General features: G+C 63.1%; 17 protein-coding genes. 11 read left to right on the top strand and 6 right to left on the bottom strand.

What is annotated here, in order from left to right; genetic code table 11:
- From ACQKIK_RS19865 to ACQKIK_RS19815, 11 genes are read left to right on the top strand one after another with little or no spacing between them, the layout of a single operon-like run.
- Complete coding sequence (locus ACQKIK_RS19865) at positions 1 to 2,961, top strand: TAT-variant-translocated molybdopterin oxidoreductase (RefSeq protein WP_499137201.1); 2,961 nt, start codon at positions 1 to 3, stop codon at positions 2,959 to 2,961.
- The gene (gene nrfD, locus ACQKIK_RS19860; RefSeq protein ID WP_499137200.1) at positions 2,958 to 4,346 is read left to right on the top strand and encodes an NrfD/PsrC family molybdoenzyme membrane anchor subunit; all 1,389 of its coding nucleotides are present in this window, start codon (positions 2,958 to 2,960) and stop codon (positions 4,344 to 4,346) included. The genes ACQKIK_RS19865 and nrfD overlap by 4 nt, the downstream gene beginning before the upstream one ends.
- A complete protein-coding gene (locus ACQKIK_RS19855) occupies positions 4,339 to 4,866 on the top strand; it encodes a quinol:electron acceptor oxidoreductase subunit ActD (protein WP_499137199.1) in 528 nt (175 codons plus the stop codon). Before nrfD ends, ACQKIK_RS19855 begins: the two co-directional genes overlap by 8 nt.
- Positions 4,821 to 5,387: a c-type cytochrome gene (locus ACQKIK_RS19850; RefSeq protein ID WP_499137198.1), complete on the top strand. Its 567-nt coding sequence runs from the start codon at positions 4,821 to 4,823 to the stop codon at positions 5,385 to 5,387. The genes ACQKIK_RS19855 and ACQKIK_RS19850 overlap by 46 nt, the downstream gene beginning before the upstream one ends.
- The gene (locus ACQKIK_RS19845) at positions 5,384 to 6,394 is read left to right on the top strand and encodes a hypothetical protein (RefSeq protein WP_499137197.1); all 1,011 of its coding nucleotides are present in this window, start codon (positions 5,384 to 5,386) and stop codon (positions 6,392 to 6,394) included. Before ACQKIK_RS19850 ends, ACQKIK_RS19845 begins: the two co-directional genes overlap by 4 nt.
- Entirely contained in the window at positions 6,391 to 6,825 is a 435-nt protein-coding gene (locus tag ACQKIK_RS19840) for a hypothetical protein (protein WP_499137196.1), read from the top strand. Before ACQKIK_RS19845 ends, ACQKIK_RS19840 begins: the two co-directional genes overlap by 4 nt.
- Complete coding sequence (locus ACQKIK_RS19835) at positions 6,822 to 7,634, top strand: SCO family protein (RefSeq protein WP_499137195.1); 813 nt, start codon at positions 6,822 to 6,824, stop codon at positions 7,632 to 7,634. Before ACQKIK_RS19840 ends, ACQKIK_RS19835 begins: the two co-directional genes overlap by 4 nt.
- Complete coding sequence (coxB, locus tag ACQKIK_RS19830) at positions 7,624 to 8,628, top strand: cytochrome c oxidase subunit II (RefSeq protein WP_499137194.1); 1,005 nt, start codon at positions 7,624 to 7,626, stop codon at positions 8,626 to 8,628. Before ACQKIK_RS19835 ends, coxB begins: the two co-directional genes overlap by 11 nt.
- The gene (locus tag ACQKIK_RS19825) at positions 8,625 to 10,250 is read left to right on the top strand and encodes a cytochrome c oxidase subunit I (RefSeq protein ID WP_499137193.1); all 1,626 of its coding nucleotides are present in this window, start codon (positions 8,625 to 8,627) and stop codon (positions 10,248 to 10,250) included. Before coxB ends, ACQKIK_RS19825 begins: the two co-directional genes overlap by 4 nt.
- Complete coding sequence (locus ACQKIK_RS19820) at positions 10,237 to 10,884, top strand: cytochrome c oxidase subunit 3 (protein ID WP_499137192.1); 648 nt, start codon at positions 10,237 to 10,239, stop codon at positions 10,882 to 10,884. Before ACQKIK_RS19825 ends, ACQKIK_RS19820 begins: the two co-directional genes overlap by 14 nt.
- Positions 10,881 to 11,141 (top strand): hypothetical protein, encoded by a 261-nt coding sequence (locus ACQKIK_RS19815; RefSeq protein WP_064482172.1) that lies wholly within the window; start codon positions 10,881 to 10,883, stop codon positions 11,139 to 11,141. The genes ACQKIK_RS19820 and ACQKIK_RS19815 overlap by 4 nt, the downstream gene beginning before the upstream one ends.
- Before the next feature lie 27 nt (positions 11,142 to 11,168).
- Here the strand turns inward: ACQKIK_RS19815 and ACQKIK_RS19810 are convergent, their stop codons facing one another.
- From ACQKIK_RS19810 to ACQKIK_RS19785, 6 genes are all read right to left on the bottom strand, one after another.
- Positions 11,169 to 14,246 carry an error-prone DNA polymerase gene (locus ACQKIK_RS19810; protein ID WP_499137191.1) on the bottom strand — a complete coding sequence of 1,026 codons (3,078 nt, stop codon included), beginning with the start codon at positions 14,244 to 14,246 and terminating at the stop codon, positions 11,169 to 11,171.
- Positions 14,243 to 15,655, bottom strand: coding sequence for a Y-family DNA polymerase (locus ACQKIK_RS19805; RefSeq protein WP_499137190.1), 1,413 nt, complete (start codon positions 15,653 to 15,655; stop codon positions 14,243 to 14,245). The genes ACQKIK_RS19810 and ACQKIK_RS19805 overlap by 4 nt, the downstream gene beginning before the upstream one ends.
- A gap of 2 nt (positions 15,656 to 15,657) precedes the next feature.
- Positions 15,658 to 16,275 (bottom strand): translesion DNA synthesis-associated protein ImuA, encoded by a 618-nt coding sequence (gene imuA, locus ACQKIK_RS19800; protein ID WP_499137189.1) that lies wholly within the window; start codon positions 16,273 to 16,275, stop codon positions 15,658 to 15,660.
- Between the two features lie 111 nt (positions 16,276 to 16,386).
- Positions 16,387 to 16,710, bottom strand: coding sequence for a DUF3325 domain-containing protein (locus ACQKIK_RS19795; RefSeq protein ID WP_499137188.1), 324 nt, complete (start codon positions 16,708 to 16,710; stop codon positions 16,387 to 16,389).
- Entirely contained in the window at positions 16,707 to 18,221 is a 1,515-nt protein-coding gene (locus tag ACQKIK_RS19790) for a PepSY-associated TM helix domain-containing protein (RefSeq protein ID WP_499137187.1), read from the bottom strand. The genes ACQKIK_RS19795 and ACQKIK_RS19790 overlap by 4 nt, the downstream gene beginning before the upstream one ends.
- Positions 18,218 to 18,511: a DUF3649 domain-containing protein gene (locus tag ACQKIK_RS19785; protein ID WP_127839102.1), complete on the bottom strand. Its 294-nt coding sequence runs from the start codon at positions 18,509 to 18,511 to the stop codon at positions 18,218 to 18,220. Before ACQKIK_RS19785 ends, ACQKIK_RS19790 begins: the two co-directional genes overlap by 4 nt.
- Positions 18,512 to 18,618: the final 107 nt, after the last annotated feature.

The raw sequence follows: 18,618 nt of genomic DNA, 5'->3' as shown, positions 1-18,618 counted from the left end.
ATGCATATTCGAGACGAAACCGACCCACAACACCCTGCGCCCCTCGACTGGACAGCGATTCGCGAGCGTCTGGAAGGCGAGCGCGGGGCCGGGTACTGGCGCAGTCTTGAACAACTGGCCGACGAACCGGCATTTGCCGCATTCGTTGAGGCCGAGTTTCCATCGATTGCCCCGCAGATGGACCGTCGGCGCTTTCTGCAGGTGATGGGTGCGTCTATGGCAATGGCCGGGCTGGCCGGCTGCAGCGAGCCAGAGAAGGGCGTGCCTTATGTGCTTCAACCGGAAAAAATCATTCCCGGCGAAGCGCAGTGGTATGCCACTACGGTGACCTTCGCCGGCTACGCCCAGCCAGTGCTTGGCCGCACGCATGTAGGCCGGCCGACCAAACTCGAAGGCAATCCCGATCATCCGGTCAGCCGGGGTGCCAGCACGGCCACTATCCAGGCGGCCATCCTGCAACTGTATGACCCTGATCGCTCACAAGCGCCGCGCTTCAAGGGGGGCGTTGCGACCTGGGACAGCTTCCAGCTCGAAGCCAGCCGCCTGGCCGAACGGCTCGACGGGAAGGCTGGTCGCGGCCTGCACGTGCTTATCGGTGCCACCAGCTCACCGACATTGCAGCGCCAGTTCAGCGAAATACTGCAGCGCTGGCCCGAGGCGAGGCTTTATCGACACGAACCCTTCGAGGGCGATCACTATCGAACGGCAGAGCGCACCTTCGGCCGTGCCCTCGAGACGCACTATCGTTTCGACGCGGCCGAATGGGTGTTGAGTTTCGAACACGACTGGCTCGGCCTCGGACCTCGCGAGCTGCCGCACGCGGTCCGCTGGGGCGAGCGCAAGCGGCTGGCGGCGAGGGGCGACGGCGAAGCACGTCTGCTCGTCGTCGAATCGGTGCCGACGCTTACCGGTGCCAAGGCCAGCGAGCGCAAACGCATCGAGCCGGAGACGCTGCAAGCGTACGTGCAGGCGTTGTCGGCCGCGCTGGGCGAGGGCGACGGGCCGGCCCAGCCGCTGCCGGTCGAACGTCAGCGCTGGATCGAGGCCGTGGCGAACGAGCTCAAAGCCCGCGCCGGACGCTGTCTGATTACCGCTGGCGAACGCGCGCCAGTGGCGGTGCAGGCAGCTGTTCACCGGCTCAACCAGCGGCTGGGCAACGTCGGCAAGACCCTGACGTACAGCGAGCCGGTGGTCTGGCTCGAGGCGGGTAATCAACGTCTGGGCGACCTGCCGGGATTGGTCGAGGCGATTCGCGACGATCAAGTCGAGGCCTTGCTGATGCTCGAATGCAACCCCGTCGACACCGCTCCGGCAGATCTCGAGCTGGAGAAGGTGCTGGATGAGGTTCCGCTGCGCATTCATGCCGGGCTCTACTACGACGAAACGGCGGCCTACTGCCACTGGCATCTGCCGCTGAACCACGACCTCGATGGCTGGCAAGACGCGCGCGCCGCCGATGGCAGCGTCTGCCTCGGTCAGCCACTGGTGCGCACGTTCTATAGCAGCCGCACCTTGTCCGAGGTGCTGGCGCTGATGCAGGGCGATCTCAACCCCGATGGCCGCGCTGAACTGCGCAAGACCTGGCAGTCGCTCGACGAGCGCGCCTGGCGACAGGCTCTGGAGCGTGGCTTTATCGAAAACACTGCGCTACCTCCGCTGACCATCGAGGCAGCGCCCGCCACCTGGGACGCCGAGCCTGCCGCAGAGGAGGGGCTGACCCTGCGCTTTCTGCCGGACCCCAGTGTGTGGGACGGGCGACTGGCGAACCTCGGCTGGTTACAGGAACTGCCCAAGCCGATCACCAAGCTCACCTGGGACAACGTCATCGGCGTGGCGCCAAAGCTGGCCGAAGAGCAGGGGCTGTCGAATGGTGATCTGGTCCGGGTCACGCTCGGTCGCGGCGTGGTGATTGGCCCGGCCTGGATCATGCCCGGTCATGCCGAACGCACGCTCAGTCTTTACGCCGGTTATGGCCGCACCCGCGCCGGGCGTGTCGCCGACCGTCTGGGCTATGACATCGCCCCGTTGCGCACGGCCGGCGATCCCTGGCTGCGTCGCGGCGCAAGGTTGGAGAAAACCGGCGAATTTCTGCCGCTGGCCACCACCCAGTCGCATCACATCCCGCATGGGAAGGAAGCCATCAAGAGCGAGCCGCGTGATGAGGCTTACCGCAAGGTGCCGACGGAGCCGCTTTACCGCTTTGAGCGAGCGAAAACCCTCTACCCGCCGACCCCGGCTAGCGAGCCGGTGTGGGGCATGACCATCGACCTCGATCAGTGCATTGGCTGCAACGCCTGCATCGTCGCCTGCCAAGCCGAGAACAACATTCCGGTGGTCGGAAAGGAACAGGTCGCGATGGGCCGCAACATGCATTGGCTGCGGGTCGATCACTATTACAAGGGCGATCCAGCCGAACCCGAGTCATCGGCATTCCAGCCGGTGCCCTGCATGCACTGCGAGCAGGCACCCTGCGAGGTCGGTTGCCCGGTCAACGCCACGGTGCACGGGCCGGATGGGCTCAACGAACAGATCTACAACCGCTGCATCGGCACCCGCACTTGTGCGTCGTATTGCCCCTACAAGGTGCGCCGTTTCAACTGGTTCGACTGGACTGCCGACGATGAGCCCTCGATCCAGCATCAGCGCAACCCCAACGTCACGGTGCGCTCGCGCGGCGTCATGGAGAAGTGCACCTACTGCGTCCAGCGCATCAGCGAGGCGCGCATCGCTGCACGGATCGAGGATCGTCCGGTCGCCGACGGAGAGGTACAGACCGCTTGCCAGCAGAGTTGCCCGACCCAGGCGATCGTCTTCGGCGATCTGTCCGATCCGGGCGCTCGAGTCCGTGAAGGGCGCGATACCAAGCGCCACTATGCGCTGCTGGAGGAGCTGGGCACGCGACCCAAGACCACCTACCTGGGCGTGGTTGAATTGCCGAAGATCGTCGAGGGCGAGCCATGAGCCCCGCCGACGCCGAGCCGCGCTACCAGGGCGCCGATACACCGCACTTCTTGCCGAGGCAGATGCCGCTCGGCGAGGTCTCGGACCGGGTACTTACCGTTCCGGTCGACTTTGCCCCGTATCGCCGTGCTTGGTGGGCGCTGTTCGTCTTCGGATGTTCGCTGCTGGGGCTGTTCGTCGCCTCGGCGGTCGTGGTGGTCTGGAAGGGCGTCGGCGTCTATGGCAACAACAACCTGGTCAATTGGGGCTTGCCCATCCTCAATTACATGTGGTGGCTGGGCATTGGTCATGCCGGAACCTTCATCTCGGCCATGCTGTTGCTGCTCAACCGGCCGTGGCGCAACTCGCTCAACCGCATGGCCGAGCTGATGACGCTGCTGGCGGTGGTGTGCGCCGGTATCTACCCGATCCTGCATCTGGGTCGGCCCTGGCTGTTCTATTGGAGCGCTCCGTACCCCAACACCATGGAGCTGTGGCCGCAGTTCAAGAGCCCGACGTCGTGGGACTTCTTTGCCGTGCTTGGCTACCTGTTCGTCTCGCTGATATTCATCTACATCGGCGCAATTCCGGACTTCGCCTCGGCCCGCGATCACGCCCGCAAGCGGCGCTACAAGATCTTCTACGGGCTGCTGGCGCTTGGCTGGCGGGGCGCTTCTTCGCACTGGGCACATTGGCGGCGGGCCTACCGATTCATTGCGCTGCTGGCGATTCCGCTGGTGTTTGCAGTCTCCAGCGGCTATTCGTTTCTGCTCGATCTGTCGCCGGAAACCGGCTGGCACTCGACAGTGTTCCCGCCGTACTTCGTCGCCGGCGCGATCTTTTCCGGTTTTGCGCTGGTGATCGTCATCGCGTTGGGGCTGCGCCGATTCTTCGGCTGGCAGTTGCTGATTACCGTCAAGCATCTGGATGTGCTCGGCATCCTGCTGCTCGCCAGCGGCTGGATGACCGCCTATGGCTATTTTGCGGACATCTTCATTGCCTTCTATTCGGGCAAGGAGCACGAGATCACCGTGACCATGGCGCGCCTGGCCGGGCCAATGGCCTGGAGCTGGTGGACGGCGATCTTCTTCAACCTGATCTGCCTGCAAGCGCTCTGGTGGCCGCAGGTGCGACGCAACGGCAAGGCATTGTTGGCGATTGCGGTCGGCGTCCTGATCGGCATGTGGTGCGAGCGCTGGATGCTGATCATCGTGCCGGCCACCCGTGATTACCTGACAGCCACTTGGCAAGGCTACAGCCCGACGTTCTGGGACTGGTCGTTGTTCATCGGTACCTTCGGGCTGTTCCTCGTGCCGTTCAGCCTGTTCATGCGCCTGCTGCCGATGGTGTCCACCTTCGAAGTCAAAGAGTCCTTGCACCGCTATCGGGGAGGAGCCGATGACTGAGCGCTGTTACGGATTTCTGGCCGATTTCGCCCATCCTGAGCCGCTGATCGAGGCAGCCCGCGCGGCGCGAGAGGCAGGCTACACACGGATGGAGGCCTACAGCCCGTTCATGCTGCCGGAGTTGGAACCGGTGCTCGGCCAGCGCAGCAACCGTGCCTACTGGGCCGGCATCCTCGGTGCGCTGATCGGTGGCGGTTTGGGGTTAGGCATGCAGATATACGCCAATCTGAGTTACCCGCTGGATATTGGCGGCCGGCCTCTGATTGCCTTGCAGGGCTTCGCCGTCATCACCTTTCTGCTGACCATCACCGGTGGCGCGCTGGGTGCGCTGTTCGGCCTGCTGTTTCTGTGCCGGCTGCCGCTGCTGCATCATCCGCTGTTCGAAACCGAGGCGTTCCAACGGGCCACGGACGACCGCTTTCTACTTTGTATTCGCGCGGACGATCCGCTGTTCAGTGAGACGGAGACCGCGCTATGGCTGGCGGAACGGGCCGTGTCGGTCAGCAAGGTGCCTGCCTGATGCGTTGGCTGATCGTTTTCATCGTGCTGCTCAGCGGCTGCGATCAGATGGCACAACAGCCGCGTGCCGACGCCCAGGAGTCCAGCCTGTTTTTTCCGGACGGCAAGGTCAACCAGGCGCCACCGTTAGGGACGGTAGCCCGTGGCGAGCTGTCATGGGAGGCGGTTCTGGCTGAGCGTCCACGGTTGACCGAAGAACTGCTGGCGCGCGGGGAAGAGCGCTACCGCATCAACTGCGTGCCTTGTCACGGCTTGGCCGGTGATGGTCTGGGAACGGTGGTCAAGCGCGGCTTTCCACAACCCCCGGACTTTGCCAAGCCGCGCCTGATGCAGGCACCTGATCGCCATTTCCTCCAGGTCATCGCCGATGGCTACGGCGTGATGTACAGCTACGCCGCGCGGGTACGGCCGGCAGATCGCTGGGCAATCGTTGCGCACATACGCGCCTTGCAGTTGGCGCGCACGGCCGAGGTCAACCAGCTCCCCGAGCCTGATCGTCGCGCGCTGGAGGCTTTGCCATGAGCGCCGTTAAATCTGTGAGCGCACGCACCATCGCCTGGGCGGCGTTGGTCATCGGCGGCGTCGGCCTTGGCATCGGGCTGCTGCTGGCGCCGCGCGACACCCTGGCCGCTTGTGTGGCGAGCCTGTTGGGGTTGGCGGGGATTCCGCTCGGGGCGCTGACACTGGGCCTCGCTTTGGCATCAGTCAGCGGCAGCGTTCGCGATCAGCTTTGGCCCTGGACGCTGGTCGCCAGCCGGGCAATGCCTGCGCTGCTGGTGCTGGTGTTGCCGGGGCTGCTTGGCGCCGGGCTGATTTATGAGTGGATGCACCAGTACAGCGACGGCTTTCGTGGGTTTTGGCTCTGGTGGCCTAGTTTCGTCATACGTGGGCTGCTCTATGTCGGGCTGTGGTGGGCGCTGGCGCGCTGGCTGTTGCCGACGACGCTGCGCAACCCGGCCGGGGCCGGGTTGGGGCTGATCGCCGTGGTGTTGAGTGTGTCGCTGGCGGCCTTTGACTGGGCGCAATCAATGGAGCCGCACTTCGCGTCCAGCATCTTCGGGCTGCTGTGGCTCGGCCGGCTGATGCTGTCCGGGATCGCTGCCTGCATTCTGTTCAGCTTGTTTGCCGGCGCCTCCCGCCCGGGTGTGCTGCGCGGTTTGCTGTCGGCTGCAGCGCTGGCCTGGATCTATCTGCACTTCATGCAGTACCTGATCGTTTGGTACGGCAACCTGCCCGAGGAGGTTCGCTGGTATGAGATTCGTGCCCGCGATTGGCCGTTGCTGACCTGGCTTGTGGCGCTGCAGAGCCTGGTCTTCATCGCGACCTGGTGGCCGCTCTCAGGGCGTCGGGTACCGCTGGCGATACTGGCTGGTAGCACACTGCTGCTGGGCCTGGCTGAAGGCGCCTGGCTGAGCATGGCCAGCTTGTCAGGCTTGAGTGGGCTGGCGAGCACGATGGCGCTGTTCGCCGCGGCGGCTGCGGGCGCCGGGATGATGACGCTGCTGATCTTGCCCAGGAGGTCCGCATGAGCGTGCCGGTCGATCCGCGCTCGAAGGAAGACGGCTTCGAGCACCACGACGCCAAGGTCAGGGTATTGCTGATGACTGGCTTCGGCCTGGTTATCGCCCTGGCGGTATCGCTGGCTGCTGTTGGGTTGTTGCTCAGCTATTACCACACGACACCCGAACCGCCGGTGTCGGGGCTAGAACGCGACAGGATCATTCCTCCGGAGCCACAGCTGGAAACCCAAGCACTAGGCAATGGCCCAGAGGTGATCCTTGAGGCCCAGCAGCGCCTGAGCCGCTATGCATGGGTCGACCGTGAGGCTGGCGTCGCGCGGATTCCGCTCCAGCGGGCTCGTGTCCTGTTGCTCGAACGCGGTTGGCCGGCGCCGGTTGAGGCCAGTGGTGAACAGGCGGTGCGCCTGCAACAGGCCAAACAAAGGACGGAACCCCGATGAGTCGCCTGCTGCTGATCCTCGCCGCGACCTTGTCGTTCGTGCTGGCAGCCGCGGTGCGCGCCGCCGAGCCGTTCGATCCTTTCGTCGCCGCCGGCATCGATTCGCGGCCCGGTGCGCAGGTGCCGCTGGATGCGCGTTTCACTGACGATAGTGGCGAGACGGTCACCCTTGCTGAACTGCTTGATGGCCGGCCAGCAGTGCTGGTGCCGGTGTACTTCCGCTGCCCAAATGTGTGCGGGTCGCAGTTGGCGAGCCTGTTCAACCTGCTCGGCTCGGTGCCCTTCGAACTCGGTAAGGATTATGTGGTGATCGCCTATAGCTTCAATCCGCACGAGACACCAGCCGATGCCCGAGCCGAGCGCGACAAGCTGGTCCGACGCTGGCCAGCGCTGGCCGGTTCGCAGGCCGTGCATCTGCTCACGGGGCCTGAATCGGCGAGTCGCCGGGTCAGCGATGCGCTGGGTTTTCGTTACCGCTGGGATGCCGAGATTCAGGAATACGCGCATGCCTCGGCCATCGCCACGCTGAGTTCGTCTGGCAAGCTGGTGCAGTGGCTGTACGGGCTCGGTTATCAACCCAACGATCTGCGTCTGGCATTGACCGATGCCGGCGAAGGGCGGGTCGGCGATTTCAGCGATCAGTTACTGCTGCTCTGTTACCACTACAACCCGCGGACCGGCGGTTACGACAATTGGGTCATCGGTGCGCTGCAGGTGGGCGGCACCGGCACGGCGTTGGCACTGCTGGGTTTCATCGGGCTGTCGCTGTGGCGCGAGCGACGCAAGCGGGAGGGCGGCGATGAACGATGACTTTTTGCGCCTGTGGCCGCAAACCGCCTCCGAGCACGCGAGCAGCATCGACTGGCTGATCTGGTCGTTCACCGGAATGATGACGATCTTCGTCGTCCCGGTGTTCGTGCTCACGATTCTGTTCGCGATACGTTATCGAAAGGGCACTAAAGTGCCTCGCGATCACCGCCCGCGCGGCAGCATGAAGGTCGAAATGACCTGGATCGTGCTGCCTTTCATCGGCTCGATGATCATCTACCTGGTCTCGGCGAAGCTCTACTACGAAGTGCGCACGCCGCCGGTAGATGCGATGGAAATTCAGGTCGTTGCCAAGCAATGGATGTGGAAATTCCAGCATCCCGGCGGCCAGCGCGAGATCAATACCTTGCACGTGCCGGTAGGGCGCCCGGTACGGCTGAACATGATCTCTCAAGACGTCATTCACAGCCTCTATTTCCCGGCCCTGCGCATCAAGCAGGATCTGTTGCCAGGGCGCTATACCGAACTCTGGTTCAACGCCACTGAAGCCGGTCGCTACGAGGTGTTCTGTGCCGAATACTGCGGCACCGACCATTCGAAGATGCTCGCCACGCTGATCGTACAGCCGCCACAGGAATACGAGCGCTGGCTGTCACAGGCTGGTGCTAGCGAGTCCCTGGCCGAACAGGGCGAGGCGCTGTTTCGTCAGTTCGGATGCAGCGGATGTCATGGCCCGGCCGCCGTGGCCAAAGCGCCGAAACTCGAGGGACTCTATGGCCGCCGGGTGGCATTGGAAGACGGCGGTTTTGTCGTGGCCGATCAGGCCTATATCCGCGACAGCATCCTGCTGCCGCACAAGCAGATCGTAGCCGGCTACGAATCGATCATGCCGAGCTTCGCCAATGTGATCGATGAGGAAGGCGTGCTGCGCCTGACTGCCTACATCAAGTCACTGGGTAAGGTTGGCGAAGGCGGGCAGGGCGAACCGCATGCCGACAGCCCGCGCAGCCCGACGCCAGAGGAGACGATACCTTGAGCCAGAAAAACCCGGCCGCCGACCATACGCCCAGTTACCTGGCCGATGAGCATGGCTTACGCACCTGGCTGCTGACCACGGACCACAAGCGCATCGCGATCCTCTACCTGATCGGTGTCACGGCGTTCTTCTTTCTCGGTAGCCTGGCTGCCGCTCTGGTGCGCATCGAGCTGGTGACACCCGATGGCGACCTGTTGAGTCCCGACGGCTACAACCGCACCTTCACCCTGCACGGCGTGGTCATGGTGTGGTTCTTCCTGATTCCGTCGATCCCGGCGGTCTTCGGCAATTTCCTCATTCCGATCATGATCGGCGCCAAGGACATGGCCTTCCCCAAGCTCAACCTGTTCAGCTGGTACCTGCTGGTGGGGGGTGGCCTCTTCACGCTGTATGCACTGCTGATCGGGGGGGTAGATACCGGCTGGACCTTTTACACGCCGCTGTCGACGATGTTCAGCAATGGGCATGTGGTGGCGGTGATTCTTGGGGTCTTCATCGTCGGCTTCTCGTCGATCCTGACGGGGCTGAACATCATCGTCACCATTCATACGCTGCGCGCGCCGGGCATGACCTGGTTCCGCATGCCGCTGTTCTGCTGGTCGCTCTATGCCACCTCGGTCATTCTGGTGCTGGCTACGCCGGTGCTGGCCATCACGCTGCTGCTGGTGGCGGCGGAGTACCTGTTCGGCATTGGTGTGTTCGACCCCAGCCTGGGCGGCGACCCGCTGCTGTTTCAGCACCTGTTCTGGTTTTACAGCCACCCGGCGGTGTACATCATGATTCTGCCGGCGATGGGTGTGATGAGCGAGCTGATCACGGCCGCGGCGCATAAGCGCATTTTCGGCTATTCGTTCGTCGCTTATTCCAGCCTGGCCATCGCGGTGATCGGCTTCATGGTATGGGGCCACCACATGTTCGTCGCCGGGCAGTCGATGTACGCCAGCATGGTTTTTTCACTGCTCAGCTTCCTGGTGGCGATCCCCTCGGCGATCAAGGTCTACAACTGGACCGCCACACTCTACAAAAGCAATCTGACCATCGACGCGCACTTCCTTTATGCGCTGACGTTTATCGGTCTGTTTGTCATCGGCGGTGTTACCGGGCTTTTCCTCGCGCTGCTGGCCGCGGACGTCCATGTGCACGACACCTACTTCGTGGTCGCGCACTTCCACTACATCATGGTCGGCGCAGCGGTGGCCGGGTTCTTCGGCGCGCTGCACTTCTGGTGGCCGAAGATGACCGGGCGGATGTACTCGCAGCTGTGGGGAAAGATTGCGGCAGTGATGATCTTCTGCGGCTTCAACCTGACGTTTTTCCCGCAGTTCCTGCTCGGCTATCTCGGGATGCCGCGGCGTTACCACAGTTATCCGGAGGATTTTCAGTTCCTCCATGTGCTGTCGTCCGCTGGGGCTGGGGTGCTGGCGGTGGGTTACGTCATGCCGTTCTGTTACCTGCTCTGGTCGCTGCGCTACGGGCCGCTGGCGGATGACGACCCCTGGGACGCAGCCGGGCTTGAATGGCGCACCTCGTCGCCGCCGCCCAAGCACAATTTTCTCGAGACCCCGATCGTCGACTTCGAAGCGTACGACTACCCACCTGAGGCAACCCATGGCCGATCGTGACGGGTACTTGGCCGAGCCATACCAGACTGCCGCCCAGCAGCGCGAAGCGAGCTTTCTGGGCATGTGGCTGTTTCTCGCCACCGAAATCATGATGTTCGGCGCACTGTTCCTGGTCATCTACTACTACCGTCTGCAGCACCCGGCTGCAGTCAGTGAAGCGGTGCATCATCTGCACTCGATTCTGGCGGGTTTCAACAGCGCGCTGCTGCTCAGCGGCAGCCTGTGCATGAGCCTGATGGTGCAGGCTTCGCGCTTGGGTAACTACCGTCGGGTGCAGCAGTTTCTGTTGCTCAGCGCATTCTTCGGTCTGGCGTTTCTGGCGGTGAAGTTCTTCGAATACGGCTGGGAATACCATGAAGGGTTGCTGCCCGGCATAGGCCGCGAGTCTCCGCTCAAGGACCCCGCCGCGCGGCTGTTCATGAACATCTATTTCTTCGCTACCGCCCTGCATGCGGTGCACGTGACCATTGCAGTGGTGATCGTGCTGGGCATGGTCGGGCGCATTCACTTCGCCCATATGAAACTGCCGGAGCGGGCAATCACACTGGAAATGGTCGGCCTGTACTGGCACCTGGTCGATGTGATCTGGATCTTTCTGTATCCCTCGCTTTATCTGGTCGGGAGGGCAGCATGAAGGCAGGCAAGCTGGTGTTGATCTATGCCGGGCTGCTGGCGCTACTGGCGATCAGCGCCACGATAGCCATTCAGTTCCCACAATGGGCGATGGTCGCGTTGATCTGTGCGGCGGGGCAGGCGCTGTTGGTGCTGTTCGGCCTGGCCCAGCTGGGTGCGCATTCCCCACTGGTTCGCTTCTTCGCCTTGGGAGCAGGCTTCTGGCTGGTGTTCATGTTCACCCTTTCGCTGGCCGATCTACTGACGCGCGGGGGCTAGTCTGCTGATCGATGGTGATACTCGGGGTCATTGAAAATCCCGGCTGCGCACGTCGAGGCCGGTCAGCATCGGGGTGAGGTCGCTTAGGCGTCCGGCGATGACGTGACGCACGCCGTTTGCCGATTCAAGATGCCCATCGATTCGAAGCATTTGGGACTGTATCAATACCCGTCGCTGCCGCTCGGCCAGGTCGTGCCAGACCACCACGTTGATCATGCCGAACTCGTCTTCAAGAGTGACGAAGATGACGCCGCTGGCGGTCTGCGGGCGTTGGCGACCAATAACCAGACCGGCCACGCTGACCAGCCGACCATGTTCGACTTCGACCAGCTCGCGCGAGCTGCGGCAGCGTCGGCTTCGCAGCTGGTCACGCAGCAAGGCCAACGGGTGTGGGCCAAGCGTGGTACCCAGGGTGGCGTAATCGGTCATCAACTCTTCACCGACCGAGGGCAAGGGCAGAGGCACCGCTGCCTCCGGGGTCTGGACCTGATCAGCGAACAGCGGCAGCTGCGGCTCGAAGCCGGCCACCGCCCAGCGAGCCTGATGACGATGCCCGACAAGCCCTTTCAGCGCCCCGGCGTCGGCCAGCTGTTCCCGCGCACGGGCATCCAGTCGGGCTCGCAGGCACAGGTCATCGATACCGACAAAGGCTTGTTGCTGACGTGCCGCCTCGATTCGACGGGCATCCTCCTGGCGAAAGCCTCGTACCAGGCGCAGCCCCAGACGGATTGCTGGCTGATGGGTGTCGGTCGGCTCAAGGCTGCAATCCCAGCCGCTGTGACGAACGTCCAGTGGGCGGATCTCGAGTTGATGGCGACGGGCGTCCTGGAGAATCTGATCGGGATTGTAGAAGCCCATCGGCCAGCTGTTGATCAGGGCACAGGCGAAGGCGGCTGGTTCATGACATTTGAGCCAGCAACTGGCATAGGTGAGCAGGGCGAAGCTGGCCGCATGGGATTCGGGGAAGCCGTAGCTGCTGAAGCCTTTGATCTGCTCAAAGATCCGTGCAACGAATTCTGCGCTGTAGCCACGGGCGAGCATGCGTTCGCTCAACCTCACACGGTGCGGCTCGAGGCTGCCGTGTCGTTTCCAGGCGGCCATGGCGCGGCGCAACTTGTCGGCTTCGTCGGCGGTATATTCAGCGGCGACGATTGCCAGCTCCATCACCTGCTCCTGAAACAGGGGCACACCAAGGGTGCGCTCGAATACGGGTTTCAGTTCATCAGAGGGATACTCCACCGGCTCTTCTTTATTGCGCCGGCGCAGGTAGGGGTGAACCATGTCGCCCTGAATCGGACCGGGTCGCACGATGGCGACCTGAATCACCAGATCGTAGAACGTCTGAGGACGCAGCCGCGGCAGCATGGCCATTTGCGCTCGCGATTCGATCTGGAAAACGCCCACGGTGTCGGCGCGGCTGATCATCTCGTAGGTCGGCCGGTCTTCCTTGGGCAGTGTGGCAATGGTCCACTGCGTGCCGCGATAGCGGGCGATCAGATCGAAACAACGGCGCAGCGCGCTGAGCATGCCGAGCGCCAGTACATCGACCTTGAGCAGGCCGACCACGTCGAGATCGTCCTTGTCCCACTGGATCACGGTACGGTCGGCCATGCTGGCGTTCTCGACCGGCACCAGGGTATCCAACGGATATTCGGAAATGACGAACCCGCCCGGATGCTGTGAAAGGTGGCGAGGAAAGCCGATCAACTCATTGGTCAGCACCATTACCCGACGCAACACCGGGCTGCTGGGGTCGAAGCCGGCTTCCTGAAGTCGGGCGTCATCAGGTACGTGCTCACTCCAGCGCCCGCAGCATTCGGCCAGGGCATTGATCTGATCCGGCGGCAGGCCAAGCGCTTTGGCTACGTCTCGCACTGCGCCGGTGGCGCGGTAGGAACTCGCCACTGCCGTCAGTGCGGCGCGATTACGGCCGTAGCGACGAAATACATACTGGATCACTTCTTCGCGGCGTTCGTGCTCGAAGTCGACATCGATATCCGGCGGCTCGTTGCGCTCGCGCGAGAGGAAACGCTCGAACAAAAGCCGGCTGTGCGAGGGGTCGAGTTCGGTGATGCCCAGTACGAAACACACCGTCGAGTTGGCTGCCGAACCGCGACCCTGACACAGAATGTGGCGTTCGCGGGCGAAACGGACGATGTCGTGAACGGTGAGAAAGTAGCTTTCGTAATGCAGTTCGGTGATCAGCTGCAGTTCGTGCTCAACCAGCGCACGCGATTTGTCCGTCACGCCTGCTGGCCAGCGCCATCTCATGCCGTCTTCGACCAGTTTGCGCAGCCATGAACTGGCATTGTGGTCAGCGGGTACCAGCTCGTGTGGGTACTGATACTTCAGCTCTTTGAGGCTGAACTGGCAGCGCTCGGCGATACGTAATGTCTCGGCAAGCAGCTCGGGTGGATACAGCTGGGCCAGTTCCTCGCGCCGGCGCAGGTGGCGTTCACCGTTGGGGAACAGGTGGCGCCCGGCCTCAGCTACAGGCAGGTGATGGCGGATCGCGGTCATGCAATCCTGCAGGGCGCGCCGGCCACGGGCGTGCATATGCACATCACCACAGGCCACCGCGGGTATGCCCACGCGCTTGGCCAGTGCCTGCAACTGACACCGGTGCGTTTCATCATCCGGCCCGCGATGCAGTCCGATGCCCAGCCAGAGGCGTGCTGGAAAGCGTTCGCGCAGCCAGAGACCTTCCGCGTCAGCATCGAAGTGGGGAGTGATCCAGATGGCTAACAGCCCATCCAAGGGCTCGCTCAGGTCATCGGCCAGCAGCTGGTACTGGCCTTTCTCGGCGCGACGTCTTGCGCAGGTAATCAGCCGGCACAAACGCTGATACCCAAGCAGGTTTTCGACCAACATGAGCAGCTTCGGGCCGTTCTCGATCTGCATTTCGCTGCCAACAATCAGCGGCAGGCCTGTTTCCTTGGATGCCTGCCAGGCGCGGACGATGCCGGCCAGGGTGCATTCATCAGTAATTGCCAGGGCCCGATAGCCCTGCAGTGCGGCGCGCTCGAACAACTCTTTGGCGCTGGAGGCGCCCCGTTGGAAACTGAAGTTGGAGAGGCAGTGCAGTTCGGCGTATTCGGGCGTCATGCGAACCAGCCGTGCAACATCAACGGTCCTCCGGTGACTGAGCGAAAGGCCCAGCCGCGTTGGCCCGTGCGGGTTTCCACCAGGTAATAGTCGCGGCGCACATCGCCACCGTCCCACCAGCCCGATTCGATACGCTCGGGGCCAGAGAGGATGCGCAGTGAAGCTTCATGCAGCGGTTTAGTTTCGCTCAGCAGCCAGCCGGGGCGGGGTGCTCCGGTCGAAGGTGTTTCCAGGTGGGCCGCAGGCTCTGGTCGCCAGGCGCATTCAGGGCGATGGTCGGCGCGAGCAGCAAGCCCCTGTACGGCGTCGTCGCCCAGTCGGGCTCGCAACCGCTCGCGCAATTGCTCCCAGGGCAATGATTGTTGCGGTCGCTCATCGAAAAGCTCGCGATGCTCGGGGACGAAGGCTGGCAGCTGGTCTGCGAGCAGTCGTATGGCCAGCACCGGTGCTGGAAGCTGCAGGTGCTCCAGGCGGCCGCGGGTCAGCTCGAACAACATGGCCGGGTCGCGCTCGGCACTGAGCAGGCCGATCGGTAGCTGGCTCTCGGGGAGGCTGCGGTGCTCCAGATGCAACGTGAATCGTTGGACCCCGCTGTCGCGGCCTGCCAGGTAAGCGGCGAGGTCGGCCGTCAGACGGCGCAGCGGGAAAAGCAGGGCCTGGTGCGACTCGACTTCGAAGTTCAGCTCGATACGCGCATCGAAGCGGTCGGGCGGGCGGTAGAAACTCAGAGCCAGCGGGCGATGCTCCAGCAGGGTGTCGAGGTGTCTCAGGGCTTCTGCCGGAAAGCGCTTTGCCAGACCGTTCCGAGGCAGCGCCAGCAGTTGTCTGAAGGTGCGCAAGCCCATGCGCGCCAGAGCGTTGGACACATCACGTGGCAAGCCGAGGCGATCTACCGGCAGGTCAGCCAGTACCTGATGCAGCGTCTGGGTGTCCGTCACGGCCAAGCCGTCATGCACGTTGGCCAGTACCCGCGCGGCGGCCGGATTGGGTGCCAGCGTGATGCGATGTCCGAAGCCCAGTGCGCTCAGCTCCGTGCGCAGGCGCGCCTCGAGAAGAGGCCAGGGGCCGAACAGGCCGAGGCTGGACTGCACTTCCATAAGCAGGCAGCGCGGGTAGTGCAGACTGACCTGCGAACTGAAGCCGTAAGCCCAGGCGGCGAGGAACTGCTGCCAGCGTTCGATCGAGGCCAGGTCGTATTCGGCCGTCTCGAATCCTCGGGTCAGCGCCTGGGCGGCAACCAATGATTGCCCTGCCTTTAACCCGAGTGCCCGCGCCGCCGGATTGACCGCCTGTAGCACGCGACGCTGTGGCGTACCGCTCAATAGTGCCAGTGGCGCTTCGGCATCGGGGCGGCTACGCAGCACACCGTCCATGGCCAGTTGCGGCAGCAGGATGCAAGCCCAGAGCATACTCACTGCCATCCCACGGCAGAAATTGGCTGGACGGGCGCCAGTCCGCCGCGGCACTTGAGAATACGCACTTGAGCCGGGCGAGCTTCGACTGCCAACCGCAATGCCGCTGGCGAGGGATTTACCGCTTCGCGTAAAGAGCGATAGGCGAAGGCCAGTGTCTGCCCGGTTTCGGCGGCCACCTGCAGGCGACGCAAGGCGCGGTCATCGGCCTGCTGTGGCCAGCACAGCACCGCACCGCAACTGCCTGAACGCAAACACTGTTCCGCCGCCCATAAGGCGTCGCGTCCGTGCGCCTGAACGAGACTGAGTTGGCGCAGGTCGACCCCGGCAGCGAGCCAGGCATGAGGGAAGGGCAGGTGAGGCGGGGCGACCAGTACTATCCGTTCGCCGGCACTGGTCAACCGTGCCAGGGTGGGCCAGAGCAGACGCAGTTCGCCGATGCCAGTGGTGGCGATCAGCAGCTCGCTCAGTGCCGAGTTCGGCCAACCTCTTCCGGGCAAGGCGGCGTCCAGGGTGGGATGGCCGGTCGGCTGGTTACTGGTCGAGACGATGCTTGGCTGGCCGCGCCATAGCTGGCGCGCATCGAGCAATCGATCAAGGGAGACAACGGAGGACATGATGAACAGCAAATCCAGAATACTGTATATGGATACAGTATTCTGCTTTGCCCGAGCGCGGGTCAAGTCGATGTGATGAGCGTCATCGCCTCAGGGTCTATACGGCCCAGCTCACATCAGAGCGTTCAACGCCCCTATCAAACCCAGTGCAGCGCCCATGGGCACTGCCATGCGCTCACGCCAGGCGAGCATCAGGCCTACCAACACCCCGGCGCACATCAGTTGCCCCAGGCAGACCACCAGGCCGATGGCCCATCCCAGCGCTGCCACATCCAGCAGGACGATGGCAATTAGCAATCCGCCTGCCAACAGGCGCAGCCCACGTTGCTGAGGGAGGCTCGGCGCGCGATTGAACAGTTGACGATGGTGGCGAGGCATCGCCAGGCACAGCGCAAGCATGCCGATGTAAGCCAAGGCAAAAGCAAGTAGCGTCATGGCGAAACCTCCTGCATGCGCCGCTCACGTGCCGGTCGCGTCTCTGGCTGGGCGAGGGCCCGCCAGGCGCACACCAACCCGACGGCAAGCAATACCAGGTCGATGCCGAAGAGCGTCATATCGCCCCGCGTCAGGCTCGCAACAAGGTGTCCTTGCGGAGCCACGATGGCATTCAGCGCGGGCAGACCGAGGGCGAGAATCGCTAGCGCGGCGAACAACTGACGGCTCAATCGTGCCGGCTGGCCGTGTCCGATGCAGGCGAAAACTGCCACCGCCAACCAGCTCAAAGCGAAGCACCAGCCTTCGATTGCCGCTCGGTCGGGCAGGGTGTCTGGCAACAGACGATTGGCCCAGAGCAGTGTCAGCGATGCGATGGGCAGTCCGAAAAAGACCGCGCCGTTGAGCGCGCGTACCACCTGTATCCCCTTCGACTGCCGAGCTTCACGCTTGCGTAGCCAGACTGCTGAACCTGCGACCAGCATTGCGCAGCCGGCCAGCCCCATCAGGCCATAGAACAGCCGAACGATCTGCCCGCCAAATTGAGCCATGTGCAAACCGACCAGCCACATATAGGCTTCGTAAGTGGTAGGTGCCTGTTGCTGGTGGAGCATCTCGCCAGTGGTCGCGTCGTAATTCAAAGTGTCCTGTGGCGAGCCGATGCGTGAAGGGTCAAGCCGACGAATGCTGACCACTGCTGAGGCGTCGAAAGGGTGCTCGACGATCAACCAGCCCGGCTCGCCGCCATTCCAGCGCTGACGGGCATCGTTGATCAAACCGTCCAGGGAGGTGAGTTCACCTGCAGGCTTGTCCATCTCATTACGGTGATAGCCGCCCTGGACCTCCTCGAAGAAGACCAGCGGATCACTGTCATAGGCCACCATTGCTCCGGCCGGCATGTAGGTCGCGACAAAAATGGCGACGCCCGTGTAGGCCAGCACCAAATGGAAGGGCAGGCCGATCACTCCAAACAGATTGTGCGCGTCGAGCCAGGCTCGTTGACCGTTGGCTTGCGGCCTGAGGGTAAAGAAATCCTTGAATATCCGCCTGTGGACAATGATCCCGGACACCAGCGCGACCAGCATGAACATGCCGGCCAGGCCGACGATATACATGCCGATCGTGCCCGCCTGCAGGTTGTAATGCAGGGTGAAGAAGAACTCACCACCCAGGGTGTCCGGCATGGGTTTGCCAGTGGCGGGATCGAAGACGGCACGCCCACGTTCGCCCGTGCCATCTTTCTCCCAGCCCAGCTTCCAATAAGGCTCGCGCTCGGTAGGACCATGGAGCCAGTAAGCATGCAGGGGACCTTCGACATTGGCATTCAGCCACTGCCTGACGTTATCCGCCTCGATGCTGCTGGTTGCGGGCACGTGCAGGGCCGGGCGCATCCAGCGTTCGAGCTCCTTGTCGAAACAGGCCAGCGTGCCCGCGAACAGAATCACGAACAATAACCAGCTGGGCAGCAGTCCGCCCCAAGTATGCAGCCCCGCCATCGATTGACGTAAGGTCACGGTCGGCTCCTCCATTCAACAGGCAGATAGGCAGCCAGGCAGAGCAGGACTGTCAGCCCCCCCAGCCACAGCCAGGCCCGCAAGGCGCTGCGGGCCGCAAAGGTATAGATGACGGCAGCTACCCAGACGGCAAAACACAGCAGACTGGCCGTAACCACTCGATCCGCTCGCGCCAAGGGCAGGTAGACGGACAGGAAGGCGGTAAAGCCGAATGCCAGCGCATAGCCGCCGAACAAAGCGGCCGTGATGCGTCCGGCCAGATCCAATGGGAGGGGGGGGTAACGCTTCATGACATGGTCTATCCGCGGATGGTAGACGTGCATGTTAATGCGAATCCGTTTGATTTGTAATAACTATGGGGAAAGCAGCCTGATGCTGCGATCTGGTTGGAGCATCG

The organism is Pseudomonas sp. NPDC047961 (genome assembly GCF_050272435.1).
In the GTDB taxonomy this organism is placed as follows: domain Bacteria; phylum Pseudomonadota; class Gammaproteobacteria; order Pseudomonadales; family Pseudomonadaceae; genus Stutzerimonas.
The sequence above is the reverse complement of the archived record's forward strand: the minus strand, read 5'-3'. Positions and strand labels throughout refer to the sequence as shown.

What these genes read in the sequence shown, in the direction of transcription:
- ACQKIK_RS19815 (WP_064482172.1), top strand. Translation starts at nt 10,881, where the DNA reads ATGAAGGCAGGCAAGCTGGTGTTGATCTATGCCGGGCTGCTGGCGCTA.
- imuA (WP_499137189.1), bottom strand. Translation starts at nt 16,275, where the DNA reads ATGTCCTCCGTTGTCTCCCTTGATCGATTGCTCGATGCGCGCCAGCTA.
- ACQKIK_RS19810 (WP_499137191.1), bottom strand. Translation starts at nt 14,246, where the DNA reads ATGACGCCCGAATACGCCGAACTGCACTGCCTCTCCAACTTCAGTTTC.
- ACQKIK_RS19835 (WP_499137195.1), top strand. Translation starts at nt 6,822, where the DNA reads ATGAGTCGCCTGCTGCTGATCCTCGCCGCGACCTTGTCGTTCGTGCTG.
- ACQKIK_RS19785 (WP_127839102.1), bottom strand. Translation starts at nt 18,511, where the DNA reads ATGAAGCGTTACCCCCCCCTCCCATTGGATCTGGCCGGACGCATCACG.
- ACQKIK_RS19820 (WP_499137192.1), top strand. Translation starts at nt 10,237, where the DNA reads ATGGCCGATCGTGACGGGTACTTGGCCGAGCCATACCAGACTGCCGCC.
- ACQKIK_RS19805 (WP_499137190.1), bottom strand. Translation starts at nt 15,655, where the DNA reads ATGCTCTGGGCTTGCATCCTGCTGCCGCAACTGGCCATGGACGGTGTG.
- coxB (WP_499137194.1), top strand. Translation starts at nt 7,624, where the DNA reads ATGAACGATGACTTTTTGCGCCTGTGGCCGCAAACCGCCTCCGAGCAC.
- ACQKIK_RS19850 (WP_499137198.1), top strand. Translation starts at nt 4,821, where the DNA reads ATGGCTGGCGGAACGGGCCGTGTCGGTCAGCAAGGTGCCTGCCTGATG.
- ACQKIK_RS19855 (WP_499137199.1), top strand. Translation starts at nt 4,339, where the DNA reads ATGACTGAGCGCTGTTACGGATTTCTGGCCGATTTCGCCCATCCTGAG.
- ACQKIK_RS19840 (WP_499137196.1), top strand. Translation starts at nt 6,391, where the DNA reads ATGAGCGTGCCGGTCGATCCGCGCTCGAAGGAAGACGGCTTCGAGCAC.
- nrfD (WP_499137200.1), top strand. Translation starts at nt 2,958, where the DNA reads ATGAGCCCCGCCGACGCCGAGCCGCGCTACCAGGGCGCCGATACACCG.
- ACQKIK_RS19865 (WP_499137201.1), top strand. Translation starts at nt 1, where the DNA reads ATGCATATTCGAGACGAAACCGACCCACAACACCCTGCGCCCCTCGAC.
- ACQKIK_RS19795 (WP_499137188.1), bottom strand. Translation starts at nt 16,710, where the DNA reads ATGACGCTACTTGCTTTTGCCTTGGCTTACATCGGCATGCTTGCGCTG.
- ACQKIK_RS19845 (WP_499137197.1), top strand. Translation starts at nt 5,384, where the DNA reads ATGAGCGCCGTTAAATCTGTGAGCGCACGCACCATCGCCTGGGCGGCG.